The 24,133-nt window shown below is 62.2% G+C and carries 23 protein-coding genes and 1 pseudogene; 10 read left to right on the forward strand and 14 right to left on the reverse strand.

Going from position 1 to position 24,133, the window contains the following annotated elements; genetic code table 11:
• Window position 1 precedes the first annotated feature (1 nt).
• The 5 genes from ugpE to FZ934_RS17975 all read left to right on the forward strand — a co-directional run bounded on the left by ugpE (window position 2) and on the right by FZ934_RS17975 (window position 5,307).
• Window positions 2–844 (forward strand): sn-glycerol-3-phosphate ABC transporter permease UgpE, encoded by an 843-nt coding sequence (ugpE, locus tag FZ934_RS17955; protein WP_153272181.1) that lies wholly within the window; start codon window positions 2–4, stop codon window positions 842–844.
• Window positions 845–855: 11 nt separating this feature from the next.
• Window positions 856–1,965, forward strand: coding sequence for a sn-glycerol-3-phosphate import ATP-binding protein UgpC (locus tag FZ934_RS17960; protein ID WP_153272182.1), 1,110 nt, complete (start codon window positions 856–858; stop codon window positions 1,963–1,965).
• A gap of 80 nt (window positions 1,966–2,045) precedes the next feature.
• Window positions 2,046–2,552 carry a cupin domain-containing protein gene (locus tag FZ934_RS17965; RefSeq protein ID WP_153272183.1) on the forward strand — a complete coding sequence of 169 codons (507 nt, stop codon included), beginning with the start codon at window positions 2,046–2,048 and terminating at the stop codon, window positions 2,550–2,552.
• Window positions 2,553–2,648: 96 nt separating this feature from the next.
• The gene (gene gshB / locus FZ934_RS17970; RefSeq protein WP_153272184.1) at window positions 2,649–3,596 is read left to right on the forward strand and encodes a glutathione synthase; all 948 of its coding nucleotides are present in this window, start codon (window positions 2,649–2,651) and stop codon (window positions 3,594–3,596) included.
• A 178-nt stretch (window positions 3,597–3,774) separates the two neighbouring features.
• Window positions 3,775–5,307 (forward strand): YifB family Mg chelatase-like AAA ATPase, encoded by a 1,533-nt coding sequence (locus FZ934_RS17975; protein ID WP_153272185.1) that lies wholly within the window; start codon window positions 3,775–3,777, stop codon window positions 5,305–5,307.
• A gap of 266 nt (window positions 5,308–5,573) precedes the next feature.
• Here FZ934_RS17975 and cysK read toward each other — a convergent pair whose 3' ends face one another.
• Together cysK and FZ934_RS17985 are read right to left on the reverse strand one after the other, a co-directional pair.
• Window positions 5,574–6,536, reverse strand: a complete 963-nt coding sequence (gene cysK, locus FZ934_RS17980) for a cysteine synthase A (protein WP_194273733.1) — start codon at window positions 6,534–6,536, stop codon at window positions 5,574–5,576.
• A gap of 131 nt (window positions 6,537–6,667) precedes the next feature.
• A complete protein-coding gene (locus FZ934_RS17985) occupies window positions 6,668–7,285 on the reverse strand; it encodes a LysE family translocator (RefSeq protein WP_153272187.1) in 618 nt (205 codons plus the stop codon).
• Between the two features lie 227 nt (window positions 7,286–7,512).
• On the opposite strand from FZ934_RS17985, the gene FZ934_RS17990 reads away from it, so the two are divergent.
• The gene (locus FZ934_RS17990) at window positions 7,513–8,031 is read left to right on the forward strand and encodes a Dps family protein (protein WP_113361129.1); all 519 of its coding nucleotides are present in this window, start codon (window positions 7,513–7,515) and stop codon (window positions 8,029–8,031) included.
• Between the two features lie 6 nt (window positions 8,032–8,037).
• Here FZ934_RS17990 and FZ934_RS17995 read toward each other — a convergent pair whose 3' ends face one another.
• Window positions 8,038–8,934 (reverse strand): DMT family transporter, encoded by an 897-nt coding sequence (locus FZ934_RS17995; protein ID WP_153272188.1) that lies wholly within the window; start codon window positions 8,932–8,934, stop codon window positions 8,038–8,040.
• A gap of 106 nt (window positions 8,935–9,040) precedes the next feature.
• On the opposite strand from FZ934_RS17995, the gene FZ934_RS18000 reads away from it, so the two are divergent.
• The gene (locus tag FZ934_RS18000; RefSeq protein ID WP_113361133.1) at window positions 9,041–9,496 is read left to right on the forward strand and encodes an Lrp/AsnC family transcriptional regulator; all 456 of its coding nucleotides are present in this window, start codon (window positions 9,041–9,043) and stop codon (window positions 9,494–9,496) included.
• A gap of 3 nt (window positions 9,497–9,499) precedes the next feature.
• Here FZ934_RS18000 and FZ934_RS18005 read toward each other — a convergent pair whose 3' ends face one another.
• Entirely contained in the window at window positions 9,500–10,399 is a 900-nt protein-coding gene (locus tag FZ934_RS18005; RefSeq protein WP_153272189.1) for a GNAT family N-acetyltransferase, read from the reverse strand.
• Window positions 10,399–10,869: a dUTP diphosphatase gene (dut, locus tag FZ934_RS18010; protein WP_153272190.1), complete on the reverse strand. Its 471-nt coding sequence runs from the start codon at window positions 10,867–10,869 to the stop codon at window positions 10,399–10,401. Before dut ends, FZ934_RS18005 begins: the two co-directional genes overlap by 1 nt.
• 91 nt (window positions 10,870–10,960) lie before the next feature.
• On the opposite strand from dut, the gene FZ934_RS18015 reads away from it, so the two are divergent.
• Window positions 10,961–12,544: a peptide chain release factor 3 gene (locus FZ934_RS18015; protein ID WP_153272191.1), complete on the forward strand. Its 1,584-nt coding sequence runs from the start codon at window positions 10,961–10,963 to the stop codon at window positions 12,542–12,544.
• A gap of 4 nt (window positions 12,545–12,548) precedes the next feature.
• Here FZ934_RS18015 and FZ934_RS18020 read toward each other — a convergent pair whose 3' ends face one another.
• On the reverse strand, window positions 12,549–13,262 hold the full coding sequence (locus FZ934_RS18020; protein WP_153272192.1) for a hypothetical protein: 714 nt from the start codon (window positions 13,260–13,262) through the stop codon (window positions 12,549–12,551).
• A 314-nt stretch (window positions 13,263–13,576) separates the two neighbouring features.
• Here FZ934_RS18020 and tsaA point away from each other — a divergent pair.
• Window positions 13,577–14,100, forward strand: a pseudogene (tsaA, locus tag FZ934_RS18025) (tRNA (N6-threonylcarbamoyladenosine(37)-N6)-methyltransferase TrmO).
• Here the strand turns inward: tsaA and FZ934_RS18030 are convergent.
• From FZ934_RS18030 to FZ934_RS18040, 3 genes are read right to left on the reverse strand one after another with little or no spacing between them, the layout of a single operon-like run.
• Window positions 14,101–14,310, reverse strand: a complete 210-nt coding sequence (locus FZ934_RS18030) for a TOBE domain-containing protein (RefSeq protein ID WP_113361144.1) — start codon at window positions 14,308–14,310, stop codon at window positions 14,101–14,103.
• Window positions 14,311–14,366: 56 nt separating this feature from the next.
• Window positions 14,367–15,881: a choline-sulfatase gene (gene betC / locus FZ934_RS18035; RefSeq protein ID WP_153272193.1), complete on the reverse strand. Its 1,515-nt coding sequence runs from the start codon at window positions 15,879–15,881 to the stop codon at window positions 14,367–14,369.
• A 21-nt stretch (window positions 15,882–15,902) separates the two neighbouring features.
• A complete protein-coding gene (locus FZ934_RS18040; RefSeq protein ID WP_432443622.1) occupies window positions 15,903–16,838 on the reverse strand; it encodes a choline ABC transporter substrate-binding protein in 936 nt (311 codons plus the stop codon).
• A 112-nt stretch (window positions 16,839–16,950) separates the two neighbouring features.
• On the opposite strand from FZ934_RS18040, the gene FZ934_RS18045 reads away from it, so the two are divergent.
• Entirely contained in the window at window positions 16,951–17,865 is a 915-nt protein-coding gene (locus tag FZ934_RS18045; RefSeq protein WP_153272195.1) for a choline sulfate utilization transcriptional regulator, read from the forward strand.
• Here the strand turns inward: FZ934_RS18045 and otsA are convergent.
• The 5 genes from otsA to FZ934_RS18070 form a co-directional block, all read right to left on the reverse strand.
• The gene (gene otsA, locus FZ934_RS18050; RefSeq protein ID WP_153272196.1) at window positions 17,862–19,238 is read right to left on the reverse strand and encodes an alpha,alpha-trehalose-phosphate synthase (UDP-forming); all 1,377 of its coding nucleotides are present in this window, start codon (window positions 19,236–19,238) and stop codon (window positions 17,862–17,864) included. The genes FZ934_RS18045 and otsA overlap by 4 nt on opposite strands.
• Window positions 19,239–19,285: 47 nt before the next feature.
• Window positions 19,286–20,020: a trehalose-phosphatase gene (gene otsB / locus FZ934_RS18055; protein WP_246737906.1), complete on the reverse strand. Its 735-nt coding sequence runs from the start codon at window positions 20,018–20,020 to the stop codon at window positions 19,286–19,288.
• A gap of 133 nt (window positions 20,021–20,153) precedes the next feature.
• Entirely contained in the window at window positions 20,154–21,653 is a 1,500-nt protein-coding gene (locus FZ934_RS18060; protein ID WP_432443595.1) for a S10 family peptidase, read from the reverse strand.
• Between the two features lie 85 nt (window positions 21,654–21,738).
• On the reverse strand, window positions 21,739–23,028 hold the full coding sequence (locus FZ934_RS18065; RefSeq protein ID WP_153272199.1) for a CynX/NimT family MFS transporter: 1,290 nt from the start codon (window positions 23,026–23,028) through the stop codon (window positions 21,739–21,741).
• Window positions 23,025–23,693, reverse strand: coding sequence for a FadR/GntR family transcriptional regulator (locus tag FZ934_RS18070; protein ID WP_153272200.1), 669 nt, complete (start codon window positions 23,691–23,693; stop codon window positions 23,025–23,027). Before FZ934_RS18070 ends, FZ934_RS18065 begins: the two co-directional genes overlap by 4 nt.
• Between the last annotated feature and the right edge of the window lie 440 nt (window positions 23,694–24,133).

The following is a 24,133-nucleotide window of genomic DNA, read 5'->3' on the forward strand; positions in this document are numbered from 1 at the left end:
AATGTACAAGACGAAACCCCTCGACCATCTGATCCTGATCCTCGGGTCGCTGTTTCTGATCCTGCCGGTGATCGTGGCTTTCATGACCTCGACCCACGAGGCGGCCGAAATCCACACCAAGGGCCTGATGATCGTGCCCGGTGACAATTTCGTCGGCACCTATGAGAAGGTCCTGACCCAGAAGGGCGGCTTCACTGGCCAGGTCACTGGCCTGAACATGGTGCTGAACTCGCTGATCCTCGGCATCGGCTTTGCCGTCGGCAAGATCGTGCTGTCGATGATGGCGGCCTATGCCATCGTCTATTTCCGCTTCCGCTTCGCGACGCTGGCCTTCTGGATCATCTTCACGACGTTGCTGCTGCCGCTCGAAGTGCGCATCATGCCGTCCTACGAGGTGATGAGCAAACTCGGGCTGCTGAACACTTACACCGGCCTGATCGTGCCGCTGCTCGCCTCCGCGACCGGCACCTTCTATTTCCGCCAGTTCTTCAAGTCCGTCCCCGAGGAACTCTTGGAGGCCGCCCGCATCGATGGCGCCGGGCCGTTCAAGTTCTTCGTCGATATCCTGATCCCGCTGTCGCGCACCATGATGGCGGCGATCTTCATCATCATGTTCGTCTATGGCTGGAACCAGTATCTCTGGCCTATGCTGATGACCACCGACGAGAGCTTCTTCACGCTCATGCGCGGCATCAAGTCGATCCTGCAGGTCTGGGTCGGTTCGCAAATTCCCGATTACAACGAAGCCTTTGCACTCGCCGTGCTGGCCATGCTGCCGCCGGTGCTGATCGTCGTGATTTTCCAGAGATGGTTCATCAAGGGCCTCACCGAGAGCGATAAGTAAGGAAGAGAAACATGGCACGGATCGAAATCTCGAAGGTCTGCAAGGATTATCATGGCGGCGTCCGCGCCGTGAACGGCGTCGACATCTCGATCGCCGATGGTGAGTTCATCGTCCTCGTCGGCCCGTCCGGCTGCGGCAAGTCCACGCTGCTGCGCATGGTGGCGGGTCTCGAGGAGATCTCCGACGGCACCGTCAGCATCGGTGACCGCGTGGTCAACAGCATCGACCCTGCTGATCGCGACATCGCCATGGTCTTCCAGAACTACGCGCTCTACCCGCACATGACGGTGCGCGAGAACCTGGAATACGGCCTGAAGAACCGCAAGACGCCGAAGTCGGAAATCGACGCGCGCGTCGCCGAGGCCGCCCGCATGCTGCAGCTCGAGCCCTATCTCGACCGCCGCCCGCGCGCCCTGTCAGGTGGTCAGCGCCAGCGCGTTGCCATGGGCCGCGCCATCGTTCGCAAGCCGGCAGCCTTCCTGTTCGATGAACCGTTGTCGAATCTCGATGCCAAGCTGCGCGTTTCCATGCGCGGCGAAATCAAGCGCCTGCAGCGCCGTCTCGGCACCACCTCGCTCTACGTCACCCACGACCAGCTGGAAGCGATGACGCTGGCCGACCGTCTCGTGGTCTTGAGCCATGGCGAGATCGAACAGATCGGCACACCGCTCGAAGTCTATCATCGCCCGGCATCGACCTTCGTTGCCAGCTTCATCGGCTCGCCGGCCATGAACCTGCTGAAGGGCGAACTGCATGGCGACAAGCTGGCGCTCGGTCCGAACCTGATCGATCTCGCCGGTCACGCCCCGGCGTCCGGCCCCGTCACCGTCGGTATCCGTGCGGAGGATCTGCGTCCTGCAGCTTCAAGTGAGCAAGCCGTGACCATCGCCGTCGATTATGTCGAGGAACTCGGTTCGCAGCGTCTCGTGCATGGCCTGCTTGGAGACCAGCCGCTGACGGCAGCACTTCCGCCGGAGACGGAACTGTCGTCGCAACTGCGCCTTGCGGTCGCGGCCGACAAGTTGCATTTCTTTTCGCTGGAAACTGGCAAGCGCATCAGCGCGGGCCAGTCGGCAGCCTCCCGTCAGAGCCTTGTCAACGAGATCGAAGACGTTCAGTAAACTCTTAACGATCCTCTGAACCTGTCCGTTACGTCTCTTTGCTATTCCGCTCTCTAAGGGGTAGCAGAGAGGGGTTTCATATGGCTCTGAAGTTGATGCTTGCGAGTGCACTGGCGATTGCCGCCCGTGCGGTGCCTTACACTGTCATGCCGCCGCGCGGCAAAACGTTCGTTGCGCATTCCAGCGATCACCTTCCGATGCGGTCGACGCCGATCAACCCGGACTGGATCGTCGCCGGCGACCCGCAGGCGCGTACCGCCGAGCATTCGCGCGGCCATGACGACGCGGCGCTGACCGCGATCTGGGACTGCACCGCTGGCGAGTTCCGCTGGTATTTCGGCTGGGACGAAACGGTGATGATCCTCGAGGGTGATGTCCATATCACCACGGAGGATGGCGTGGAGCGCGTCCTGCGCACCGGGGACGTGGCTTTCTTTGCCGGCGGCACTTGGGCGAGCTGGCGCGTCGACACCTACGTTCGCAAGGTCGCCTTCCTGCGCAAGCCGTTTCCGAAGCCGGTCGCCATCGCCTACCGCCTTCGCAATATGTTCAGGAATACCGGCACCCAGCAGGGCATTGCCGCCTGATAAATTCGCGGTCGCGGGACGCTGCCGTCACGGATTCGACGTTGCGTTCCCACCCGCTGCGGCCTACATCTGTCGCGCATCAGCTAAGGGACAGAAATGGCTAAGATCAAGAATGTAGCGGTCCAGATGGACCATGTCGCCTCCATCAATATTGCGGGCGACTCCACCTTTGCCATGAGCCTCGAGGCGCAGACCCGCGGCTATAAGCTTTTCCATTACACGCCAGACCGCCTGAGCTTCCGCGATGGCACGCTCTACGCGTCTGTCGAGCCGATGACGCTGCGCGACATCAAGGGCGATCACTACGACCTCGGCGCGCCCGAGCGCGTCGATCTGTCTACCATGGATGTGGTGCTGCTGCGCCAGGACCCGCCCTTCGACATGTCCTACATCACGTCGACGCATCTGCTGGAGCGCATCCATCCGAAGACTCTCGTCGTCAACGATCCGGCCTGGGTGCGCAACTCGCCGGAAAAGATCTTCGTTACCGAGTTCGCCGATCTGATGCCGAAGACCCTGATCACCAAGGATGCCGGCGAAATCCGCCGCTTCCGCGACGAGATGGGCGACATCATCCTGAAGCCGCTCTACGGCAATGGCGGCGCCGGCGTATTCCACTCGACGAAGGACGATCGCAATCTGTCGTCGTTGCTCGAGATGTTCGGCCAGCTCTTCCGCGAACCGTTCATTGCCCAGCAGTACCTGCCTGACGTCCGCAAGGGCGACAAGCGCATCATCCTCGTCGACGGCGAGCCGGTTGGCGCGATCAATCGCGTTCCGGCAGAGCACGACAGCCGTTCCAACATGCATGTGGGCGGACGCGCCGAGGCGACCGAGCTGACCGCGCGCGAACAGGAGATCTGCAAGCGCATCGGGCCTGCCCTTCGCGAACGCGGCTTCCTGCTCGTCGGTATTGATGTCATCGGTGACTACATGACCGAAATCAACGTCACCTCTCCGACAGGCATCCGCGAAGTCAAGAAGTTCGGCGGTGCCGATATCGCAAGCCTGCTGTGGGACGCGATCGAAAGAAAGCGGTCCTAACCACCTTCGAGCACCCTTCGTTCTGCTTCTACAACCCGCTGCAACCAGGTTGCAGCGGGTGGGTGAATCTGTTCCGCCCCTGTTCTTGTTTTATTCTATTTTCTATGCCAGATTGCAATCCGCGGCGATGAAGGGTCGCGAAATCTGGTGTAAACGGTTGCGCTACAGGGGATCGCGCATGGTCGCACGCGTCAGTACGGTTGCATTTCAGGGCATCGAAGGCGTGCCCGTCGAGGTCCAGGTCATGGTCGCGCCGGGCAAGGTCGTGACGCAGATTGTCGGCCTGCCGGATAAGGCAGTTGCAGAGAGCCGCGAGCGGGTCCATGCCGCCTTGCATGCCTCCGGCCTCGCGCTGCCGGCCAAACGCGTGACCGTCAATCTGGCGCCGGCCGACCTTCCGAAAGAAGGCTCGCACTTTGATCTGCCGATTGCGCTGGGGCTGATGGCAGCACTCGGAGCGATACCGGCGGACGCATTGTCCGGTTATGTGGTGATCGGCGAACTCAATCTCGACGGAACGATCGCGCCCGTCGCCGGCGCGCTGCCCGCCGCAATCGGCGCCAATGCCGTTGGCAAGGGGCTGATCTGCCCGGCCGACAGCGGCCCCGAGGCCGCCTGGGCGAGCAGCGATCTCGATATTCTGGCACCCCGAAGCCTGATTGCGCTCGCCAATCATTTTCGCGGCACGCAGGTCCTGTCGCGGCCGGAACCTTCGATACGGGCGATCGGCGGAAACCTGCCCGATCTCGCGGATATCAAGGGCCAGGAAAGCGCCAAGCGTGCGCTGGAAGTCGCAGCAGCCGGAGGGCACAATCTCCTGATGGTCGGCCCGCCGGGATCGGGCAAATCGATGCTTGCGGCCCGCCTTCCGTCGATCCTGCCGCCGCTGTCGGCTGCGGAGTTGCTCGAAGTCTCGATGATCCATTCGATTGCCGGACAACTGCCCGGAGGCAAGCTGTCCGATCGCCGTCCGTTCCGCACGCCGCATCATTCCGCGACCATGGCGGCGCTTGTCGGCGGCGGGCTCAGGGCAAGACCCGGCGAGGCATCGCTCGCGCACCACGGCGTTCTGTTTCTGGACGAGTTCCCGGAGTTCTCGCCACAGGCGCTCGATGCTCTCCGCCAGCCCCTGGAGACGGCCGAGTGCATCATCGCGCGGGCAAATCACCGCGTCGCCTATCCCGCCGATATCCAGCTCGTCGCGGCCATGAACCCGTGCCGCTGCGGCATGGCGGGCGAACCGGGGCATAGCTGCGCGCGAGGGCCGCGCTGCATGAGCGATTATCAGGCGCGAATATCAGGCCCGCTGATGGATCGCATCGATATTCGCATCGATGTCCCGGCGGTATCGGCGGTCGATCTGATCCGCCCGATGCCAGCCGAGCGGAGTGCCGACATCGCGCGACGGGTGGCAAAGGCGCGCGACATGCAGCGCGCGCGGTTCTCGGCGCATGGTGCGGCCGGAACAGGGACCAATGCGCGTTGCTCGACGGCGATGATCGAAACCCATGCCGCCCCGGATGCCGCCGGCCTGCAATTGCTGCGGGATGCGGCTGAAAAACTGAAATTCTCCGCGCGCGGCTATCACCGGGTGTTGAAGGTGGCCCGCACGCTTGCCGATCTCGAAGGCGCCGAAACCGTCGGCCGCATTCATCTGGCGGAAGCGATTTCCTACAGGATGGCGGGCGAACGCCTAAGCGCGGCAGTCTGAAGAAGAAAGGCCCCATTGGAGCCTTTCAACTGCCGACGACATGTTCTTGCGGAATTCTCCGTCATGCCGGCCTTAAGCCGGCATCCAGCAGCATCGCGTCCGCGGTGCGAAAGAGTCTTTTGCGCTCAAGGACTTGCACGCTAGACCCCAGCTCGTCGACCGGGGTGACGACAGATTGGGCATGGAGTCCCACGGGCGATAAGGCTTTGCCAACAAGTTGAGGGGGCGCAAGCGCGCCCCTTCGGGATCATTCGAAATCGACAGGCTCAGCCGCCGAGACCTTCGAACAGCGCCGTCGAGAGATAGCGTTCCGCAAACGACGGAATGATCACGACGATCGTCTTGCCCGCGTTCTCGTCGCGGCTGCCGACCTTGATGGCGGCGGCGAGTGCCGCGCCCGATGAAATGCCGACCGGCACACCTTCGAGCCTTGCGACGTGACGCGCCATGTCGAGTGCTTCCGTGCTGTTGACGGTGACGACCTCGTCATAGATGTGCGTGTCGAGGATGGCGGGAGCAAAGCCGGCGCCGATCCCCTGGATCTTGTGCGGTCCAGGCTGGCCGCCTGACAGCACCGGCGATTCCGCCGGCTCGACGGCAATGACCTTGATGCCCGTTTTCTTCGATTTCAGAACTTGGCCCGCGCCGGTAATCGTGCCGCCGGTGCCGATGCCCGAAACGAAAATGTCGACGCTGCCATCAGTGTCGTTCCAGATTTCCTCGGCCGTCGTGCGGCGGTGGATTTCCGGGTTCGCCGGGTTCTCGAACTGCTGTGGGATGATGGCGTCAGGCAGCGTCGCGGCAAGTTCTTCGGCCTTGGCGATCGCGCCGCGCATGCCTTTCGCGCCTTCCGTCAGAACGAGTTCGGCGCCAAGCAGGGCCAGCATCTTGCGCCGCTCGACCGACATCGTCTCGGGCATCGTCAGGATCAGCTTGTAGCCCTTTGCCGCCGCCGCGAAGGCAAGGGCGATACCGGTATTGCCGGAGGTCGGCTCGATCAGCGTCGTCTTTCCGGGCGAAATCCGGCCCTGCGACTCCAGCGACTCGATCATCGCCACGCCGATGCGGTCCTTCACGGATGCAATCGGGTTAAAAAATTCAAGCTTTGCCAATAGGTTGGCCTTGACGCCGTGTTCCTTGGCAAGCTTGTCGAGCCGCACGATCGGGGTGTCGCCGATGGTTTCGGTGATGGAGGAATAGATGCGGCCGCGGCCCGGTTTCTTCGACATGGCGATCTCCCGTTGTGAAACACTTCGTTACAATAGGGTCGAAGCGGCGCCGAGGCCAGATCGATCACCACGGCACGGTTCCGGCGGATGAGAAAAAATCCCGCTGGAGCGATCTTTGCCGGATGATTTTTTCAGGCTGCGCGCGCGGCGATGAAGGCGGCTGTCCCGGCCAGGATGCTCGCCGCCACGCGGTTCAGCGCCTGCAGCGCCCGTGGCTGCTTCAGCAGTATCCGGGCGCGCGAGGCGAGCGCCATGTACGGGATCAAAACGCTGAGCAGCACCACAAAGGTCGTGACGAGCAGAATGCCGTATTCACGCAGGCCGATGGCGCTGATGTCGATCAGAGTTGGAACCAGCGCCACATAGAACAGCATGGTCTTGGGGTTGCCGAGCGTCACGAGTAGCCCTGAAAGAAAGCTCATCGACATGCTGCTCGATTTCTTCGCCGCAATGTTCTGCGGCAGCAGCCCGGCGGTCCAGAGCTTGTAGGCGATGAAGCCGAGATAGAGTGCTCCGGCGATCTTGATGACGATAAAGACCTCGGTGAAGGTCTGCGCGACGAAGGCAAGGCCGAGGATGACAGCGGTCAGATAGGTCATGTCGCCGAGGACGAGGCCCAGCCCCATGAAGAATGTCTCACGGAAATTCGAGCCCAGCGCACGCGCGACGATCGCCGTGATGCCGGGGCCTGGAATGGCGGCTGCGATGAACAGTGCCGCCGCATAGGCGAAAAGTGCGGTGAATGACATGGCAGCCTCCCTGGGTGGCCATCTTCTACGCCTGTGATGAAAAGCTTTCAACAGGCCAATCATGCGGCGTTCAAACCGCCTCTATTGACGCCGCACCTGTTGGTTCTAGTTCACTGGCGATGTGTAGCGGTCGATGAGATGGTCGCGTCAAAATTGACTGCTACGCTCACGGCGCCGGATCGTTCAATCCCAGTCCAACCGCTCTGCCTCGGCGAAGGAGAAACCTGATGAGCCCCACCGCAGTCGAAAAACGCAAGGTCGCCCCCCTTGCAACGCCCACCGATCTCAAGAGCAATGCCATTCAGGATATCTCGGGTGCCCTTGCGGCGCTGCTTGCCGACGTATTCGCGCTTTACCTGAAGACGAAGAATTTCCATTGGCACATGTCGGGACCACATTTCCGCGACTATCATTTGCTGCTCGATGAACATGGCGAGCAGCTGTTCAACGCAACGGACGCGATCGCCGAGCGCGCGCGCAAGATCGGCGGCACGACCTTGCGTTCGATTGGCCACATCGCGCGCCTGCAGCGCATCAACGACAACGACGCGGATTATGTGACGCCGGAAGACATGCTGGCCGAGCTGCGCGACGACAACAGACAGCTGATCTCCATCCTACGCGAAACCCATGATGTCTGCTCGGAACACGAGGACGTCGCTACGACCAGCCTGCTCGAAAACTGGATCGACGAGGCCGAGCGCCGCCACTGGTTCCTGTTCGAGATGACACGTCAGTCGAAATAGCGCCTGTCAGCCGGCGCGAAGCCTGAGCATTCGCGTCGGCATCCATCCGAGGTTCATCCCCGCAGCCGCCAGAAGGATGATCGCCGCGCCAGCGATCTGCAACGGCTGGAGCGCGTGGCCGAAGGCGAACCTGTCGACCACGATCGCGGCAATCGGATAGATGAAGGACAGGGCACCGGTCAGATGGATCGGCAGTTTCTGGATCGCACCGTAGAGCAGCACATACATAACGCCGGTATGGACGACGCCCATCGTCGACAGGATCGACCACGTGGCGGCACCGGATGGCAGGTTCGAGAAATCGGTCAGGGGCAGCAGCATCAGCACGCCGGTTGCGACCTGTATCAGCGCGATCAGATGCGGCGGTGTTCCGCGCAGCCATTTGGCGGCGAGCGCCGCCAGCGCGTAGAAGAAGGCAGCACCCAGAGACATCGCAATCCCCAACCCATAAGAGCCATCGCCCGTCTCTCCCGTCGGCTTGGCTTCGATGATCGCGACCATGCCGGCAAAGGCGAGCGTCAGCCAGAAGAGCTTCGTGGTCGTGATCTTCTCGCCGAGAAAGATCGCGCCGAGCGCCAGCAGCATGAATGGCTGCGTGTTGTAGACAGTCGTCGCCACCGAGATCGACGCATGGGCATAGGATGCGAACAACAGCAGCCAGTTGAGCACGATTGCGACACCACCGAAGACTGCGATGCCGAAGGATCGCCAGCTCAGTATCCCCGGGCGCAGCACGCCCATCGCGGCGCAAACGGCAAGCAGGCTGATCGCGCCGAACAGGCATCGCCAAAACACGACGGCGCTGACCGGCTGGCCCGAGATCACTACGAACCAGCCGATCGTTCCCGAGATCAACATCGCTGCCGTCATCTGGATGGTCCCGACGCGGATATCGCTTTGCATGGATTGTCCCCCTGAGCTGTGTCTTATAATATTGTCACGCGGGAGAGCTTGATATGTTTTCTATTAGGCTGTGATGGCGGCGGCCCTAATATTTCAAGGAGTTTTGATGGGATTTCCTAATCAGGAGCTCGATGGGGTTGACCAGCGAATGCTCGCCGCGCTTGCCGGCGATGCGCGCATGTCGCTGAAAGAGCTGGCACAGCTGGTCGGACTGTCTTCCCCTAGCGCGGCGGAACGGTTGCGCCGCCTGCAGGAGCGCGGGGTCATCTCGGCCTTTACTGTCGATATCGAGCCTGCCGCTCTCGGCTACCCGCTGCAGGCGATCGTCCGGGTGCGGCCATTGCCGGGGCAGTTGCATCTCGTCGAAAGGATCATCCAGGAGACACCGGAGTTTATCGAATGCGATAAGGTGACGGGTGATGACTGCTTCATCGCGCGGCTCGTCACCCGCTCGATGGAGCAACTGGATACGATCCTAGACAAGATTGCCGAGAGGGCCGAAACCAATACGTCGATGATCAAGGCGTCGCCGGTGAAGCGCCGGTTGCCGCCGCTATCCTGAGATCTAGAAATCCGCCATCGGCGACAGCATCGCGGGTGCGTCGAGCGCAAACGGCGTCTCGGAGCGGATCATGAAATGCGTATAGCTCTGAAGTGGCTGGGCGAGGAGTTCGCAGCCGAGTTTGTCCGGCGAGAACAGCACCGCGACCGAGGTTGCCTCGATACCGAGGCCGCTGAGGATCGCTGACAGCGGCGGAATGGTCTCCGCGACCACATCGACCAGCGTGAAATGGCCTTCCGCCTCGGATTTCCAGGCGATGACCGCCCTCTCATTCGCCAGCCAGCTTAGTCTCACATCGGGATCGAACTGGGTATTGATGAGAAACATCGCCGCGCTCTCGCACACGGCAATCATGTCCGAGACAGGCGTTCGCGTCAGTAGCGCCTGTCGCAGCAGATCGAGATCCTCAGCAACCATCGGGTCGAGGCTGCGTGCTCTAGCCGCCGATCCAGGCGCGTCCGGCATCGGGCCGGAGTACGTGTAGAACGGCAGGGCGCGAAAACCGTAGGGTTCGTAGAGTTTAGGTTTGTCGGTGTAGAGCACGATCGCCTCGAACTGCTGCGCCGCGCACCAGTCCAGTGCCTTCCGGGTCACGTCGCGATAAAGCCCGCGCCCGCGCCATTCGGGCCGCACGGCGCCGGATTGGAACGCTCCGGCTCTGACAACTCTGCCGTTGATCACGATCGGCATCGCGAATGCCGAGAGATTGGCAACCAGCGTGCCGTCCTCATCGAACCAGCCGAGCGGCATGCTGGTCGGGTCGGCCCCGCCAAGTCGCCGCAACGGATCGAGATCGATACCGAACGTATCCTGGAGCAGGCTGACCAGAGCCGCCCATGCGGCAGGATCGTCGAAATAGGCCTGCCGGAAAGTGAGGGAGGGGTAGCGCGGATCGGTCGTCATCACACGCCGGTCGAGCCGAAGCCGCCGCCGCCGCGTGCCGTCACGCTGCTTTCGGTAATCTCGTGGACGGCAGCCTGGATCGCCGGAGCGATCACCATCTGGGCGATGCGCATGCCACGGGTGATCTCGAACGGCACTTCGCCGAGATTGATCAGCAGGACCTTCACCTCGCCGCGGTAATCGCTGTCGATCGTGCCGGGCGTGTTCAGGCAGGTGATGCCGTGCTTCAGCGCCAGACCGGAGCGCGGCCGCACCTGACCCTCGAAGCCTTCAGGAATCTCGAAAATGAAACCCGTCGGCACCAGGGCACGCTTGCCGGGTTCCAGGATCATCGGGTTGCCGACGTCGACGGCTGCGCGCAGGTCCATGCCGGCAGCACCCTTGCTTTCGTATGACGGCAGTTCCAGCCCGACGCCATCAGGCAAACGGACGAGATTGAGTGTGGGATGGTTCTCGGAGTGAATGATCATGATGGCATTAGTTTTCGCCCATGCGGCCAAGGTCAATTGCAATCGCGGCCTTTAATCGCTAGATAGCCCGCAATTCCACAGGATTCACATTATGGCCGAAAGTCTCGCCGAGGCGGTCTCCCGTCGCCGCACATTCGCTATTATTGCCCACCCGGACGCGGGCAAGACGACGCTGACCGAAAAGCTGCTGCTGTTCGGCGGCGCCATCCAGCTCGCCGGTGAAGTCAAGGCGAAGAAGGATCGCATCCAGACCCGTTCGGACTGGATGAAGATCGAGCGCGAGCGCGGTATCTCGGTCGTCACCTCGGTCATGACCTTCGAATATGAAGGCAATGTCTTCAACATTCTCGACACACCCGGTCACGAAGACTTCGCCGACGACACCTACCGCACGCTGACGGCGGTGGACGCGGCCGTCATGGTCATCGACGCCGCCAAGGGTATCGAGCCGCGGACGCTGAAGCTCTTCGAAGTCTGCCGCATGCGCGATATCCCGATCATCACCTTCATCAACAAGATGGACCGCGAAAGCCGCGATCCCTTCGAGATCCTGGATGAGGTCGAGGAAAAGCTGGCGTTGGACACGGCCCCGGTCACCTGGCCGATCGGCCGCTCCAAGACCTTCTGCGGCTCCTACAACCTCGCGAACAATACCGTTCGCGGCTCCGACACCGAAGTCGAGGGAACGCCGGTCAACGGCCCGCAGGCCGTCGCTGACCGCCTGCCGGAAAACGAGCGCGCCGCCTTCGTCGAGGAAACCGAACTGGCGATGGAAGCCTGCCGTCCCTTCGACCGCAAGGCTTTTCTCGAGGGCCATATGACCCCGGTGTTCTTTGGCTCGGCGCTGCGAAACTTCGGCGTTCGCGATCTCATCAACGCGCTCGGCGCCTTCGCACCGCCGCCGCGCGACCAGGTCGCCGATATCAGGACGGTTCACGCCGCCGAAGACAAGATGACGGCCTTCGTCTTCAAGATCCAGGCCAACATGGACCCGAACCACCGCGACCGCATCGCCTTTGCCCGCATCTGCTCCGGCAAGCTGGAGCGCGGCATGAAGGCGCGGCTCGCCCGGACCGGCAAGCAGCTCGGCCTCACCGCACCGCAGTTCTTCTTCGCCTCGCAGCGCCAGCTGGCTGATACGGCCTTTGCCGGCGACGTCGTCGGCATCCCCAACCACGGCACGCTGCGCATCGGCGATACGCTGACAGAAGGCGAGGCGCTGGTGTTCCAGGGCGTGCCGAACTTCTCGCCGGAAATCCTCCGCCGCGTGCGTCTGGAAGATGCGATGAAGGCGAAGAAGCTCAAGGAAGCCCTACAGCAGATGGCCGAGGAAGGCGTCGTGCAGCTGTTCTCCCCGGAAGATGGTTCGCCGGCTATCGTTGGCGTCGTCGGTGCTCTGCAGCTCGACGTCTTGAAGGAGCGCCTGTCGGCCGAATACACGCTGCCGGTCTCTTTCGAAATGTCGCGCTTCTCCGTCTGCCGCTGGATCTCGTCGGACCAGCCGGCCGAGCTTGAGAAGTTCTTGAACGTCAAGCGCGGCGATATCGCCCGCGATCTCGATGGTGACCCGGTGTTCCTGGCCCAGGACAGTTTCTCGCTGCGCTACGAGGCCGAACGTTTCCCGGCGATCAAGATGGTTGCGATCAAGGAATATCACGTCGCCAAGGCGGCGTGATATTTCATCCGGCACGTTGTCCGAACATCGGCGTTTGGCGCCCGGACGATGGGTCGTTTGCTGAGGGGCCTCCCGCCTCAGGTGGGCGCCTCCAGGCGACGATCAGCGCGGCGGACAGGGCCGCGAAAACCAGAGGCTGCCCAAAGGGGTAAATCAGAACATAGTTGAGGAACGCGACGGCTCGCGAGGCCGCTATGGCGATGCTGGTGCTGCCGAACAGCACTATCGAGACATAGGGCAATATACGAAGCAGGCAGATCGCGACTGACACGAACAGCGCCGCGCTCCAGAGCTGATATAGCCTCTCGAACCTGCCGTTTGCCGGCGGCTCGTCGAAATCCTTGAGAAGGCTGAGCGTGACGACGGTGATCGCCGCCATAAGCAGTGAGACGGGAAGAGGCATGGCGAGGATGCCTAGGGAGAAGCCGACGGCCCAAAACGATCCGAAACTTATCCCGAACGCGAAGTCCGCTAGGACAAGCAAGGTGACGCTGATCCCAATCAGCGGCGAAATACCGAGAGCTCTGGCCCGCCTGATCGAGATGCGGAGCAATGACAGGGCGAACTGCAGGTAGATCAAGGGCTTCAGGTATAGGCCGATAACCAGCGCCAATGCGCCGGCGGCACCGCCAGTTCCGCGAGCGCCTGTTATCTCAATTACACCATAGACGAAGAACGGGAAGCCCAACGTTATCGCGACAAAGATGCCGAAGCGCATTGCTGCACCAACCGCGTAGTCTCGAGCACTGATCCATCGCCGCAAAATACGCCCCTCTCGGTTGTTTTCGATATCGCAATAACAGGCATGCGTTTATCAGTGTCGAATTATTTCCTTAAAGTTGCATATTTCAAATTTTTACCAGCGAGGGTCGGTCGCGGCGAGACGAAATACAAAATCGCTTTGGGCCGTCGCGAACGGTGTTGACGTCGCAGCGGATCAAGCAGCTTTTATGATGTTGATGTGGCCATCGGCGTCTTGCCGGGCGGCAATGCGCCCGTCTGTTCGCCACGCCTGGATGCGGGAGAAAACTGATGGTGCGCGAAAACGAAATCCGGGAAAACGAAGTGGCGGTGGATGCTCCGCCGCCGACCGATGCGGGTCTGGTCTTCATCGGCCGCATCCGTACCCCTTGGACCTCGCGCATGGAAACGCCGCGTCAGGGCCGGCATGACGGGCCGATCTGCCGGATCGAAATCTTCGAAACCTGGGCACTGGCGCTGCAAGGCGTCGAGGCCTTCGAGCGGCTGGAAATTCTCTATTGGCTGGATCGCTCGCGCCGCGACCTCGTACTGCAGAGCCCGGCCAACTCGGGCAAGGTGCACGGCACCTTCTCGCTTCGCTCCCCGTCCGCCCCAATCCGATCGGCACTTCGATCGTGAAGCTCGAAGCGGTGGAAGGGTCGACGCTTCTGGTACGTGGCATGGATTGCCTCGACGGCACGCCGTTGCTCGACCTGAAGCCGGATCGCAGTCTGTTCAAACCGATCGCGCCGCCGCAGCCTGGTGATTTCCAGACCGGCGACGACGGAACGGCGCATTACTGCCAGAAGGCGTAATCAGTCGACGGCGACCATCACGTCGGATGCCTTGACGACGGCATAGGCCTCGGAGCCGACGGCAAGGCCAAGTTCCTTGACCGCCTCGTTGGTGATCGATGCAGTGACGATCGAGCCGCCGCCGACGTCGATGCGGACATGCGCCGTCGTGGCGCCCAAGGTAACTTCGACGACCTTGCCCTTGAGGCGGTTGCGTGCGCTGATTTTCATGAAACTCTCCTGGTTGCGAAGGCCCTACTTACCGGCTCATCGTCTACCCCGCAATCTCACTCGCCACGCGGATAGCGCTGGTTTTCTTCCAGCACGTTCAAATCCATGTGGTTGCGCATGTAGCGTTCCGAGGCGCGTTGCAGCGGCTGGTAATCCCAGGGATAATAAGCGCCGTTGCGCAGCGCCTCGTAGACCACCCAGCGCCGCGCCTGGCTTTCGCGCACGGCAGCGTCGAAATTCGCGAGGTTCCAGCGCTTCTCCGCCTGCGCGGTCAGATGCGCCAGCGTGTCGGCATAGGCAGGATCGGTGGCGAGGTTCTTCAATTCCTTCGGGTCCGCGTCGAGGTCGAACAGCATCGGCGCGTCCTTGTCGCAGAGTGTCAGCTTGAACTTGCCGTCACGAAGGCCGACCAGCGGCGCGATCGAGCCCTCGGCGGCATATTCCATCGGCACCGGTCCGCGCGTGCCGGTTCTTGTGGCCAGCGGCGTCAGGTCCTCGCCGTCGGTCCAGGGCTTGAGCTTGGTGATGTCGATGCCGGCGAGCGCGGCCAGTGTCGGCGTCACGTCGAGCGTCGAAACCGGCTGGCTGATCAGCGCCGGTTCCCAGCCGGGCGCTGCGATCGACAGCGGCACGCGAGAAGAACCATCGAAGAAGCACATCTTGAACCACAACCCGCGATCGCCCAGCATGTCGCCGTGGTCTGACACGAAGACGATGACGGTATCCTCGGCCATGCGGCCGCGTTCCAGCACATCGAGCAGCTCGCCGACCTTCTCGTCGATATAGGAGATGTTGGCGAAGTAGCCGCGCCGCGCGTTGCGCACCTGCTCCGGCGTGATCTCGAAGGCGTCGTAGTCGCAGGCTTTCAGCAGCCTTTGCGAATGCGGATCCTGCTTATCGAACGGGATGGTGCCGACCTCGGGGTCGAGATGAGGGCAATCCTCGTAGAGATCCCAGAACTTGCGGCGCGCAACATAGGGATCGTGCGGATGCGTGAAGCTGACGGTCAGGCACCAGGGACGATCGTCCTGGCGGCGCGAGAGGTCGTAGAGCTTGCGGGTCGCGTTGTAGGCGACCTCGTCGTCATATTCCATCTGGTTGGTGATTTCGGCGACGCCGGCGCCCGTCACCGAGCCGAGATTGTGATACCACCAGTCGATCCGCTCGCCGGGCTTGGTGTAATCGGGCGTCCAGCCGAAATCGGCCGGATAGATATCGGTCGTCAGCCGTTCCTCGAAGCCGTGCAGCTGGTCGGGGCCGACGAAATGCATCTTGCCCGACAGCGCGGTGTGATAGCCGGCTGCGCGCAGATGATGCGCGAAGGTCGGGATGTCGGACGCGAATTCCGCGGCGTTGTCGTAGACGCGGGTGCGGCTCGGAAGCTGGCCGGACATGAAGGAAGCCCGCGCCGGTGCGCAGAGCGGGCTTGCCGTATAGGTGTTGGCAAAGCGCACGGAGCGCTTCGCCAGGGCTTTCAGATGCGGCGCGTGAAGAAACTCGGCCGGCCCGTCGGGAAACAGCGTCCCGTTATACTGGTCGACCATCAGGATGAGGAAATTCGGGCGCGCCATGTCAGTCAGGTCCTTGAGGTATTAGAGGCCGAGAGAGCCTTTTACTGCGTCGGCAGCAGGCTTTCCGTCAAGCGTGGTGACGCCTGACAGCCAAGGGTCGATTGCGGCCGGGTTGGCCTTCAGCCACGCGGTTGCCGCAGCCTTCGGGTCCTCGCCGCCAAGGATCGAGCCCATCAGCGCGTTTTCCATGGCGATCTCGAACTTCAGGTTCTTCACCAGCGTCGCCGCATTCGGGCACTTTTCCGACCAGCCGGTGCGCGCCAGAGTATAGACTTCCGCGCCGCCATAGTTCGGGCCGAAATAGGCGTCACCGCCCGACAGATAGGAGATCTGGAACTTCTCGTTCATCGGATGCGGCGCCCAGGCCAGGAACACGACCGCGCCTTTGTCCTTTCCGGCGCGATCGACCTGAGCCAGCATTGCCTGCTCGCCGGATTCAACCAGCTTCCAGTCCTTGAGCCCGAAGTCGTTGGCGTCGATCATCTTCTGGATGTTGGCGTTGGCAGGCGCACCCGGCTCGATGCCGTAAATCTTATGATCGAACTCGTCCGCATGCTTCTGCAGATCGGCGAAGTCCTTCACGCCCTTGTCGGCAACATAGGTCGGGACCGCAAGCGTGAACTTCGCGCCTTCGAGGTTCTTGTTCATGACTTCGATCGCCTTGGCGGCGGTCAGGTCGTCGATGAAGGCCTTTTGTGCTGGCATCCAGTTGCCCAGGAAGACATCGATCTCGCCGTTCTTCATCGATTGATAGCCGATCGGGACGGACAGGGTCTTCACATCCGGCTCATAGCCGAGCGCTGTCAGGATGACTGAGGTGACGCCGTTCGTCGCCGTGATGTCGGTCCAGCCCGGGTCCGACATGCGGATCACCTTGCAGGAGGCATCGTCCGCCGCGGCAGCCGAACCGATCGCCAGAGCAGAGAAGACAACGCCGGTGGCAAGACGGCGGACCATAGAAATTCCTGTCATCGCATTTCCCCTTTTTGTCATTTGATGGCTTTATTGAAGTCGCTATCCTCTGTCTTGTGAAGTCGGCTTTTTTCGATCGTTGCCCAAAGGATTTTTTATGGCTGAGCGTCCTGTCGATCTCGGGTGGATGCGTATCTTCGTCGAAATTGGGAAGGCCGGTAGCCTGTCTGCGGCAGCAGCTAGCCTCGGGCTGACGCAGCCCGCCGTCAGCTACCAGATTCGCAGGATCGAAGAGCATCTCGGCATGACCTTGCTCAAGCGGCAGCATCGCGGCGTCGTGCTGACGCAGGAGGGCAAGAGGCTCTTCGATATCGCCGCGAGAAACGTCGATGAGATCGACCAGCTTGCCCGCCATTTCCGCAAGGGGACTGCTAGGCCGGCAGTGCGGCTCCATACCGACTACGCTTTCTCCTCCTTGTGGCTGATCCCGCGCATGCATGGCTTTCGGCTGATCTATCCGGACATGGATATCCAGATCGTTGCAACGCAGAGGATCGAGCGCGATAGCCTGGAGGATGGAGACTTGGCCGTCGCCTTCGGGTCACGGGCCGAACTTGGGCGGGACGCTGTGCTTCTCCTGCCGGAGCGCGTGGCCCCGGTCTGCAGCCGTGGCTTTCTGGATCGGAACGGCCCCTTCGCGGATCCCGGTGACCTTGTCCGCAGTCGTCTCATCCATCTCGACACCGCAACGCCCTCGCCGTGGTTCGACTGGCAGAGCTATTTCGCGCAGCTGCGGATCAATCGGGAAGCCTACGCTGTCCAGGGGGATATCAGCTTCAACACCTATTCGCTGGTCGTCCAGGCAGCGCTTGGCGAGCAGGGGCTGGCGCTCGGCTGGATGGGTCTTGTGGATTCGCTTCTGGAATCCGGCATCCTCGCCATCGCCGGCCCGGAACTCGAGGCGCCGGACCGCGGCTACTGGCTGCTGCGGCCGAAGAAAGGCAGCCCACAGAGCGAAAGGCTCGGAGTGTGGCTGATGATGGAGGAGGGGATTTCGGGAGTGGACGGCTAGGCGGCGAGGTCGTTCAGGAAATCGTCGCACCAGCGCGATACGTCATGCTCGAGCAGATAGTCCATCATCCGCTGCCAGCGTTCCTGCCGCTCTTCCAGCGGCATGTTCAGAGCCCGGGCAATCGCGTTCGCCGTACCGACGATGTCGTATGGATTGACCAGCAGCGCGCCCTTCAATTCACGCGCGGCACCGGCGAAACGCGACAGTACCAGCACGCCGGGATCATCCGGATTCTGCGCGGCCACGTATTCCTTCGCGACGAGATTCATCCCATCGCGAAGCGGCGTGACCAGCCCGACCTTCGCCAGCCGGTAGAGACCCGCCAGGATCGGCCGGCTGAGCGACCGGTTGATATAACGGATCGGCACCCAATCCACCGTCCCGAGCGCGCCATTGACGCGTCCCGCTTGTTCCGCGACCGTGCGCTGCATCTGCTCATATTCCGGCACTTCGGAGCGGGACTTCGGCGTGACCTGCAGATAGGTAACGTTGCGCTGGTGCGCCGGGTTGTTGAGCACGAAGCGTTCGAAAGCATCGATGCGCTGCGTCAGCCCCTTGGAGTAGTCCAGCCGGTCGACGCCGATGATCAGGTCGCGACCGATGATGCTTTCCTTGGCCTTGTGCACCATCGCGTGGCTGACCGCCTTCCGCGCGAATTTCGCGAAGGCTTCGGTTTCAATGCCGATCCCGTAGACGCCGCCCTTGAAAATCTTGTCGCCGGAGTTGAAGCGCCCGTCGCCAAGCGCGTCGCCCATCTCCTCGCGACGCAGGCAGCCGGCAAAGTTCTCCAGGTCATGATCCGTCTGGAAGCCGACGAGGTCGTACGCCGCAAGTCCGCGCATGATCTCCTCGTGAACCGGCATGGCAGCCAGCACGTCCGCGGGCGGCCAGGGAATATGATGGAAGAAGCCGATCCGGTTCTTGACGCCCATCTGCCGAAGTTCGGCGGCGAGCGGGATCAGGTGATAGTCGTGGATCCAGATCGTGTCATCCGGCTTCAGCAGCGGCGCCAGGCGATGTGCGAAAAAGCGGTTGACACGAAAGTAGCCGGCCATCTCCTTGCGGCCATACTCGGCCAGATCGAGCCGGTAGTGGCAGATCGGCCAGAGCACGCGGTTGGCGAAACCGAAATAATACTCATCGACGTCCTTTTCGGTGAGGTCGGTGAGCGCGAAGGTGATCTTGCCCTGTTCCTCCAGGGAAAGCGGCCCGGGCTCGTTGTCACCGCTGGATTTGCCCGACCAGCCCATCCAGATCCCGCCTCGCTCCTGCAGTGCGGCCAGCAACGCCACGGCAAGCCCGCCGGCAGAGGCCGCTGCGCCGCCTTTTTCAGGAACGGGGACGCGGTTGGAAACAACGACGAGACGGCTCACTTAGGATTCCTTTCAGCGTGGAAGAGGCGACGAGGTGGCACCGTTCATCAAACGGAGATACGAGCGATCAGTTCCCTCAGCGCGGCTGCCGAGGGCAGCGACAGCGATGCGGCGGTTGTGGGCGAGGGGCTGCCGATTCGAATCGCGTGACCGCCGAGCCGATTGACGGCAGCAAACATCGCCTCGTCGGTCACGTCATCACCGATCGCAACCGGGCGCCGGCCGGCAAACGGCGGTTTGGACAGGAAGGTCTCGATGGCCATGCCCTTGTCGGCACTGGCAGGTCGAAGCTCGATCACCATCTTGCCGCGCTGGAGAGCCCACCCTGGGCCCACGACCGCTGTTGCTCTATCCATCAAGCGTTCGACTTCAGCCTGCCTTTCCGGCGCCAGCCGATAATGGGCGGCAACGGCTGCGCCCTTGTCCTCGATGAGAACGCCATCGAGCGCCTCCGCTGCCTGCTGAAGCTCCAGCTTGAACCGATCGAAGGCAGGCGAGGTCTCGCTTCTGGTGACGGCGCCATCCGCGTTCCGCAGCTCGGTGCCGTGAAGGCCTGCGATCGGAAAACGATGAGGCGTAAAGAGCTTGTCCGCATAGGTCAGCGCCCGGCCAGTGACGAGGGCGAGCGCGCCGTCAAGACGTTGCGACCAGGCGTGAAGCTGCGCCGGCAGGGCGGCAGGCACGGTGATGTCATCGGGGGTGGCCGCGAGATCAAGCAATGTGCCGTCGATATCGAGAAACAGCGCGTAATCTTCAGGCGAAAGTAAAATGATCTGCCACAGGTCTTCGGCCCGGAAACCTGTGGCGAGGTCGGGGCGGCGGCAGGTGTCGTTGCATCGGGCATGAGGACTAACTAGGTCGGCGATCCCAGGAAACAACCCCAACGCGTCCCAAGGACGGTCGGGGCGCCATCGTTCAGTCCGCCGGCGAAGCTTGCCGCCGCGCTGTGTAAAAGGCCTTCGCATCCGCCGTGAAAGCAGCGCGTTGTTCGGTCCGGGTGTAGAACATATGGCCGCCCGGATAGACGTTCAGCGCCACGCGCCCTGTTGTCAGCGACGTCGGCAGATGGTCGATGACGTAGCGGCTCACACCATACGGCGTGACGAGGTCGCTGTAGCCGTGGGCGACAAGCAGACGGAAGGACGGGTTGGAAGCCAGCAGTTCCCGGATGTCGTCGGTGATGCTCGCCTGCAATCGAGATCCGCCACCCCGGCCGCCCCATTCCCAGCGCCTGTTGATGTCGCTGTCGAGCAGCGAGTAGGTCATGTCGGTATGGAAGCCGAGTTCGTTGCGGGCGTAGTTGGCGAATATGCCGCCATAGGCGCGGGTAAAACCGTCGAGAATGGCGTCGTCGCCGCGGCTTTCATCCGACTCCGGGTAAGGATCCAGCGATGTGAAAGCGGCGTCGTAGGGGCTGGCCACAAGTCCCTTGGCGGCCTGCTTTGCGAACGAGCCGCCGAGGAAACCGCGGTTCTTCTCAACGATAGCAGCGTCGATCCCGGTCAGGTCGGCAACTTTCCCGTAGAATGCCTTGCCCGCGTCTCCGGTCGGAGGAGCGCCGGCGAGCGTCGTCAGATAGTCGGTCAGCGCGAAATGCTCTGCGTCTCGTTGGCGCGCAGGATCGAAGCTGTTGCGCCGATCCATTTCGGCTGCGGCGAGAGAGGGCAGTTCCAGAGCGGCGCCGAGGGCAAACTGGTCGGCACCGAACATTAGTTGGCCCTCGATCAACGGTGAAAGCATGACGGCGCCGGAAACGATAATGCCCTGATTGTCCTTCAAGGCATCCGCGACCTTTGCAGCGCGGAAGCCGCCATAGCTCTCGCCGAGCAGATACTTCGGCGATGCGGAGCGATTGTTGTGCGCGACGTAAAGGGCGATCGTCTTGGCGATCGTGTCGGCGTCGGTGTTCACATTGTAGTATTTGGACGCGTCGTCGGCCTTCGCCGTCCGGCTCCAGCCGGTACCGATCGGATCGATCAGGACAAGGTCGGTAAAGTCGAGCCAGGTCTGCGGATTGTCGGTGAGCTTCGCACCGGCGCCGTCGTCGCCCTTGGGGCCGAAATCGACGATTTTCGGTCCGACCAGGCCGAGGTGAAGAAAGGCCGAGGCGGCGCCCGGCCCGCCGTTGAAGGCGAAGGTCAGCGGCCGATCGGGATCGCCGTCTTTCTTGACGTAAGCAGTGTAGAAGATCGCGGCGCTCTGGGTGCCGTCCTGGCCGAAGAGATCGAGCGTGCCTGCCGTCGCCGTATAGCTGAGCTTCTGCGTAGCGATCGTGATTTCGTGTTGCGTGACGGAATCACCAGGCAACAGTCGCAGGACGCCTTCGCGCGGCGCGCTGCCTTCTGCGGCGCCGGCCAACCCTGGCGGCAGCGCGACAAGCAGCGTCGCGACGAAAAACATGTATCGAAGCCGCACGATCATTCCTCCGGCAATGGCATTGACAGGCGTGAGCCTAGCATTGCCGGGCAGGCGGCGGGATCAACAGTCGGTGATGGCGCGTTTACTGCTTCTCGACCGTCCGCGCCCCGACATAGGAGGCTCGACCGGCATTCCAGCCGTTGATCGCGGCACCTGCTCCGAGAGCGACGAAGAGCACGGCGCACCAGGCGAAACTGCCCGTCCACCCGCGCAGCAGCCCGACGATCAGCGGACCGACCGCCGCAAGCAGGTATCCGACGCATTGCGCCATGCCGGAAAGATGAGCGGCAATGTGCTGGTCGCGCGAGCGCAAGACGATCGTAGTCATGGCAACCGCGATAAGCCCGCCTTGACCGATCCCCTGCAATACGGCCCACAGCCAGACGGTGGAGAGCGGCGCGAAAAGCAGGCCGAGCAGGGCAACGACCGCAATGACGCAGAGCGAAGCATTGATCAGGCGCTGATCCTTGCCTCTGACGGCGATCTGCGGCGCGACCAGGCAAGCCGCGGCCTGGACCATCACGGAGGCGGAAACGATCGCGCCGGCCGTGACGCCGTCAAGTCCGCGCTCACGCAGGATCGGAACGAGCCAGCCGAAGACGCAGTAGGCGAGAGCCGACTGCAGTCCCATGAACAGCGTGACCTGCCATGCGAGCCGGTCGCGCCACAGCCCTTCGACAGCAAATCCGCTCCGTCGTGTCGCGTTCTTGGTCGTCAGCACCTGGGGCAGCCAGATCGCACCGACGACGAGCGCCGGTAGCGCCCAGGCGGCCAGGGCGTCGGCCATCGAGCCGCCGAGGGCGCGCTCCAGCGGCAGGGTCAATCCGGCAGCACTCGCGGCCCCGGCGCAGAGCGCCATCGTGTAGCACCCTGTCATCAATGCCGCGCGGTCAGCGAAATCACGCTTCACAAGCCCGGGCAGCAGCACGTTGCCGACGGCGATGCAGGCGCCGGCAAGCGCCGTTCCGATGAACAGCAGCGGCACCGACGAAGCGCCGCGCATCGCCGTTCCGATCGCAAGCAGGAACAGGACGAAAAGCAGCGTGCGCTCGGAACCGATGCGCTGCGAAAGGCGCGGCGCCAGCGGAGAGAAGGCACCCAGGCAAACGACCGGCAGGGTCGTCAGCAGGCTCGCGCCGAGTGCCGAAAGACCAAGCTCGCTTCTAATCTCCGGCAACAGCGCCGAGGCGCTGGAGAAAACAGGACGAAGGTTGAAGGCAATGAGGACAAGGCTGGCGCCAAGCACGAAGCGGCGCATGCTGCTTAGTCCAATCGGCGCTTCCGGCTGCGGAACGCTGTCTGCTTCGGCATCGATCAATTGCTCGTCCGCGAGATCGTAGGTGCGCGCGGACTCTTGCAATGGGGAGGTCATGAAAGGATCTTTCGGTCTAGGGCGCTCAGAATAGGGGCCATGAAGCGGCGTACCGCGGCGTCGGCCTTGGCTGGCTCGCCCGTCTCAATGGCGTCGATGATATCGGCATGCGCCTGCATGTCGGGCTCGGGGATGTCAGCGCCGAGCGTGGCTTCGATCGTCTCGGCGATCGAGGCGGCGAAGAAGTCGTATATGTCGATCATCGCCCGGTTGCCCGAGGCGGCGATGACAGCCTTGTGGAAGGCAAGGTCACGCGCGATGAAGGCCGCCTTGTCGCCGCCGTCGAAATTCCCGCGCCGTTCCAGAAGGCGCCTGAGCTCGGCGATGATTGCAGGCGTCTGCCGCAGCGCGGCGAGACGCGCCGCTTCGACATCGAGCGCGCAGCGAGCTTCGAACTGATCCCGCAGGCTCGCCCGCCGTGCCATGCTGAGCGGCGTAGTTGTGTCGGTCGTCGATAGCACATAGGTACCAGAACCCTGCCGCGTCTCGAGGAAACCTTGGGATACCAGCACGCGGACAGCCTCGCGGATGGTGCCGCGGCTGACGGAGAGCATTGCCGAGAGCGTCGCTTCGTTCGGGAGCTTTTCGCCGATATCCCAGCGCTTCGCGACAATCTCGCTGCGTATGGCAGCAATTGCCAGATTGGTCTTGGTCAGAGGTTGCATGGGTGTCTCATAAAGTCATCTGATGACTTTATGAATAATCGATGCTGTCAGCCGCGTCAATCGATCTGCCAAAAACGGAAAAGGGCCGCGCGAAGCGACCCTTTCCATGAGTTCTGGCCTGTAACTGGCCGGACCGTCAAAGCGATCCCAGGAAGGTGGGGTTAGAGCGAGGGCTGCCTCGCCTTCATCACCACTTCCATGCCTGTTACGAGGTCTGAAATCTCATTAGACATTGGATCACCTTCCTTTCGTTCTGTTGTCGATAGAATGAAGGTAGGACGATTCGTCATAGATGCAAGAAAAAACCCGGAAGGTGGTTTTGACGCGTTTGTCGCCCAAACGCCGCCGTTCGGGAAACACAGCCAGATCTCTGAACATTTACAATGATGTGCGATCCGAAGGCGCCGCCCGAATTCGGGCGCGCGGCCTGTGGATCACCT

Origin of the sequence: Rhizobium grahamii (assembly GCF_009498215.1) — a bacterium.
In the GTDB taxonomy this organism is placed as follows: domain Bacteria; phylum Pseudomonadota; class Alphaproteobacteria; order Rhizobiales; family Rhizobiaceae; genus Rhizobium; species Rhizobium grahamii_A.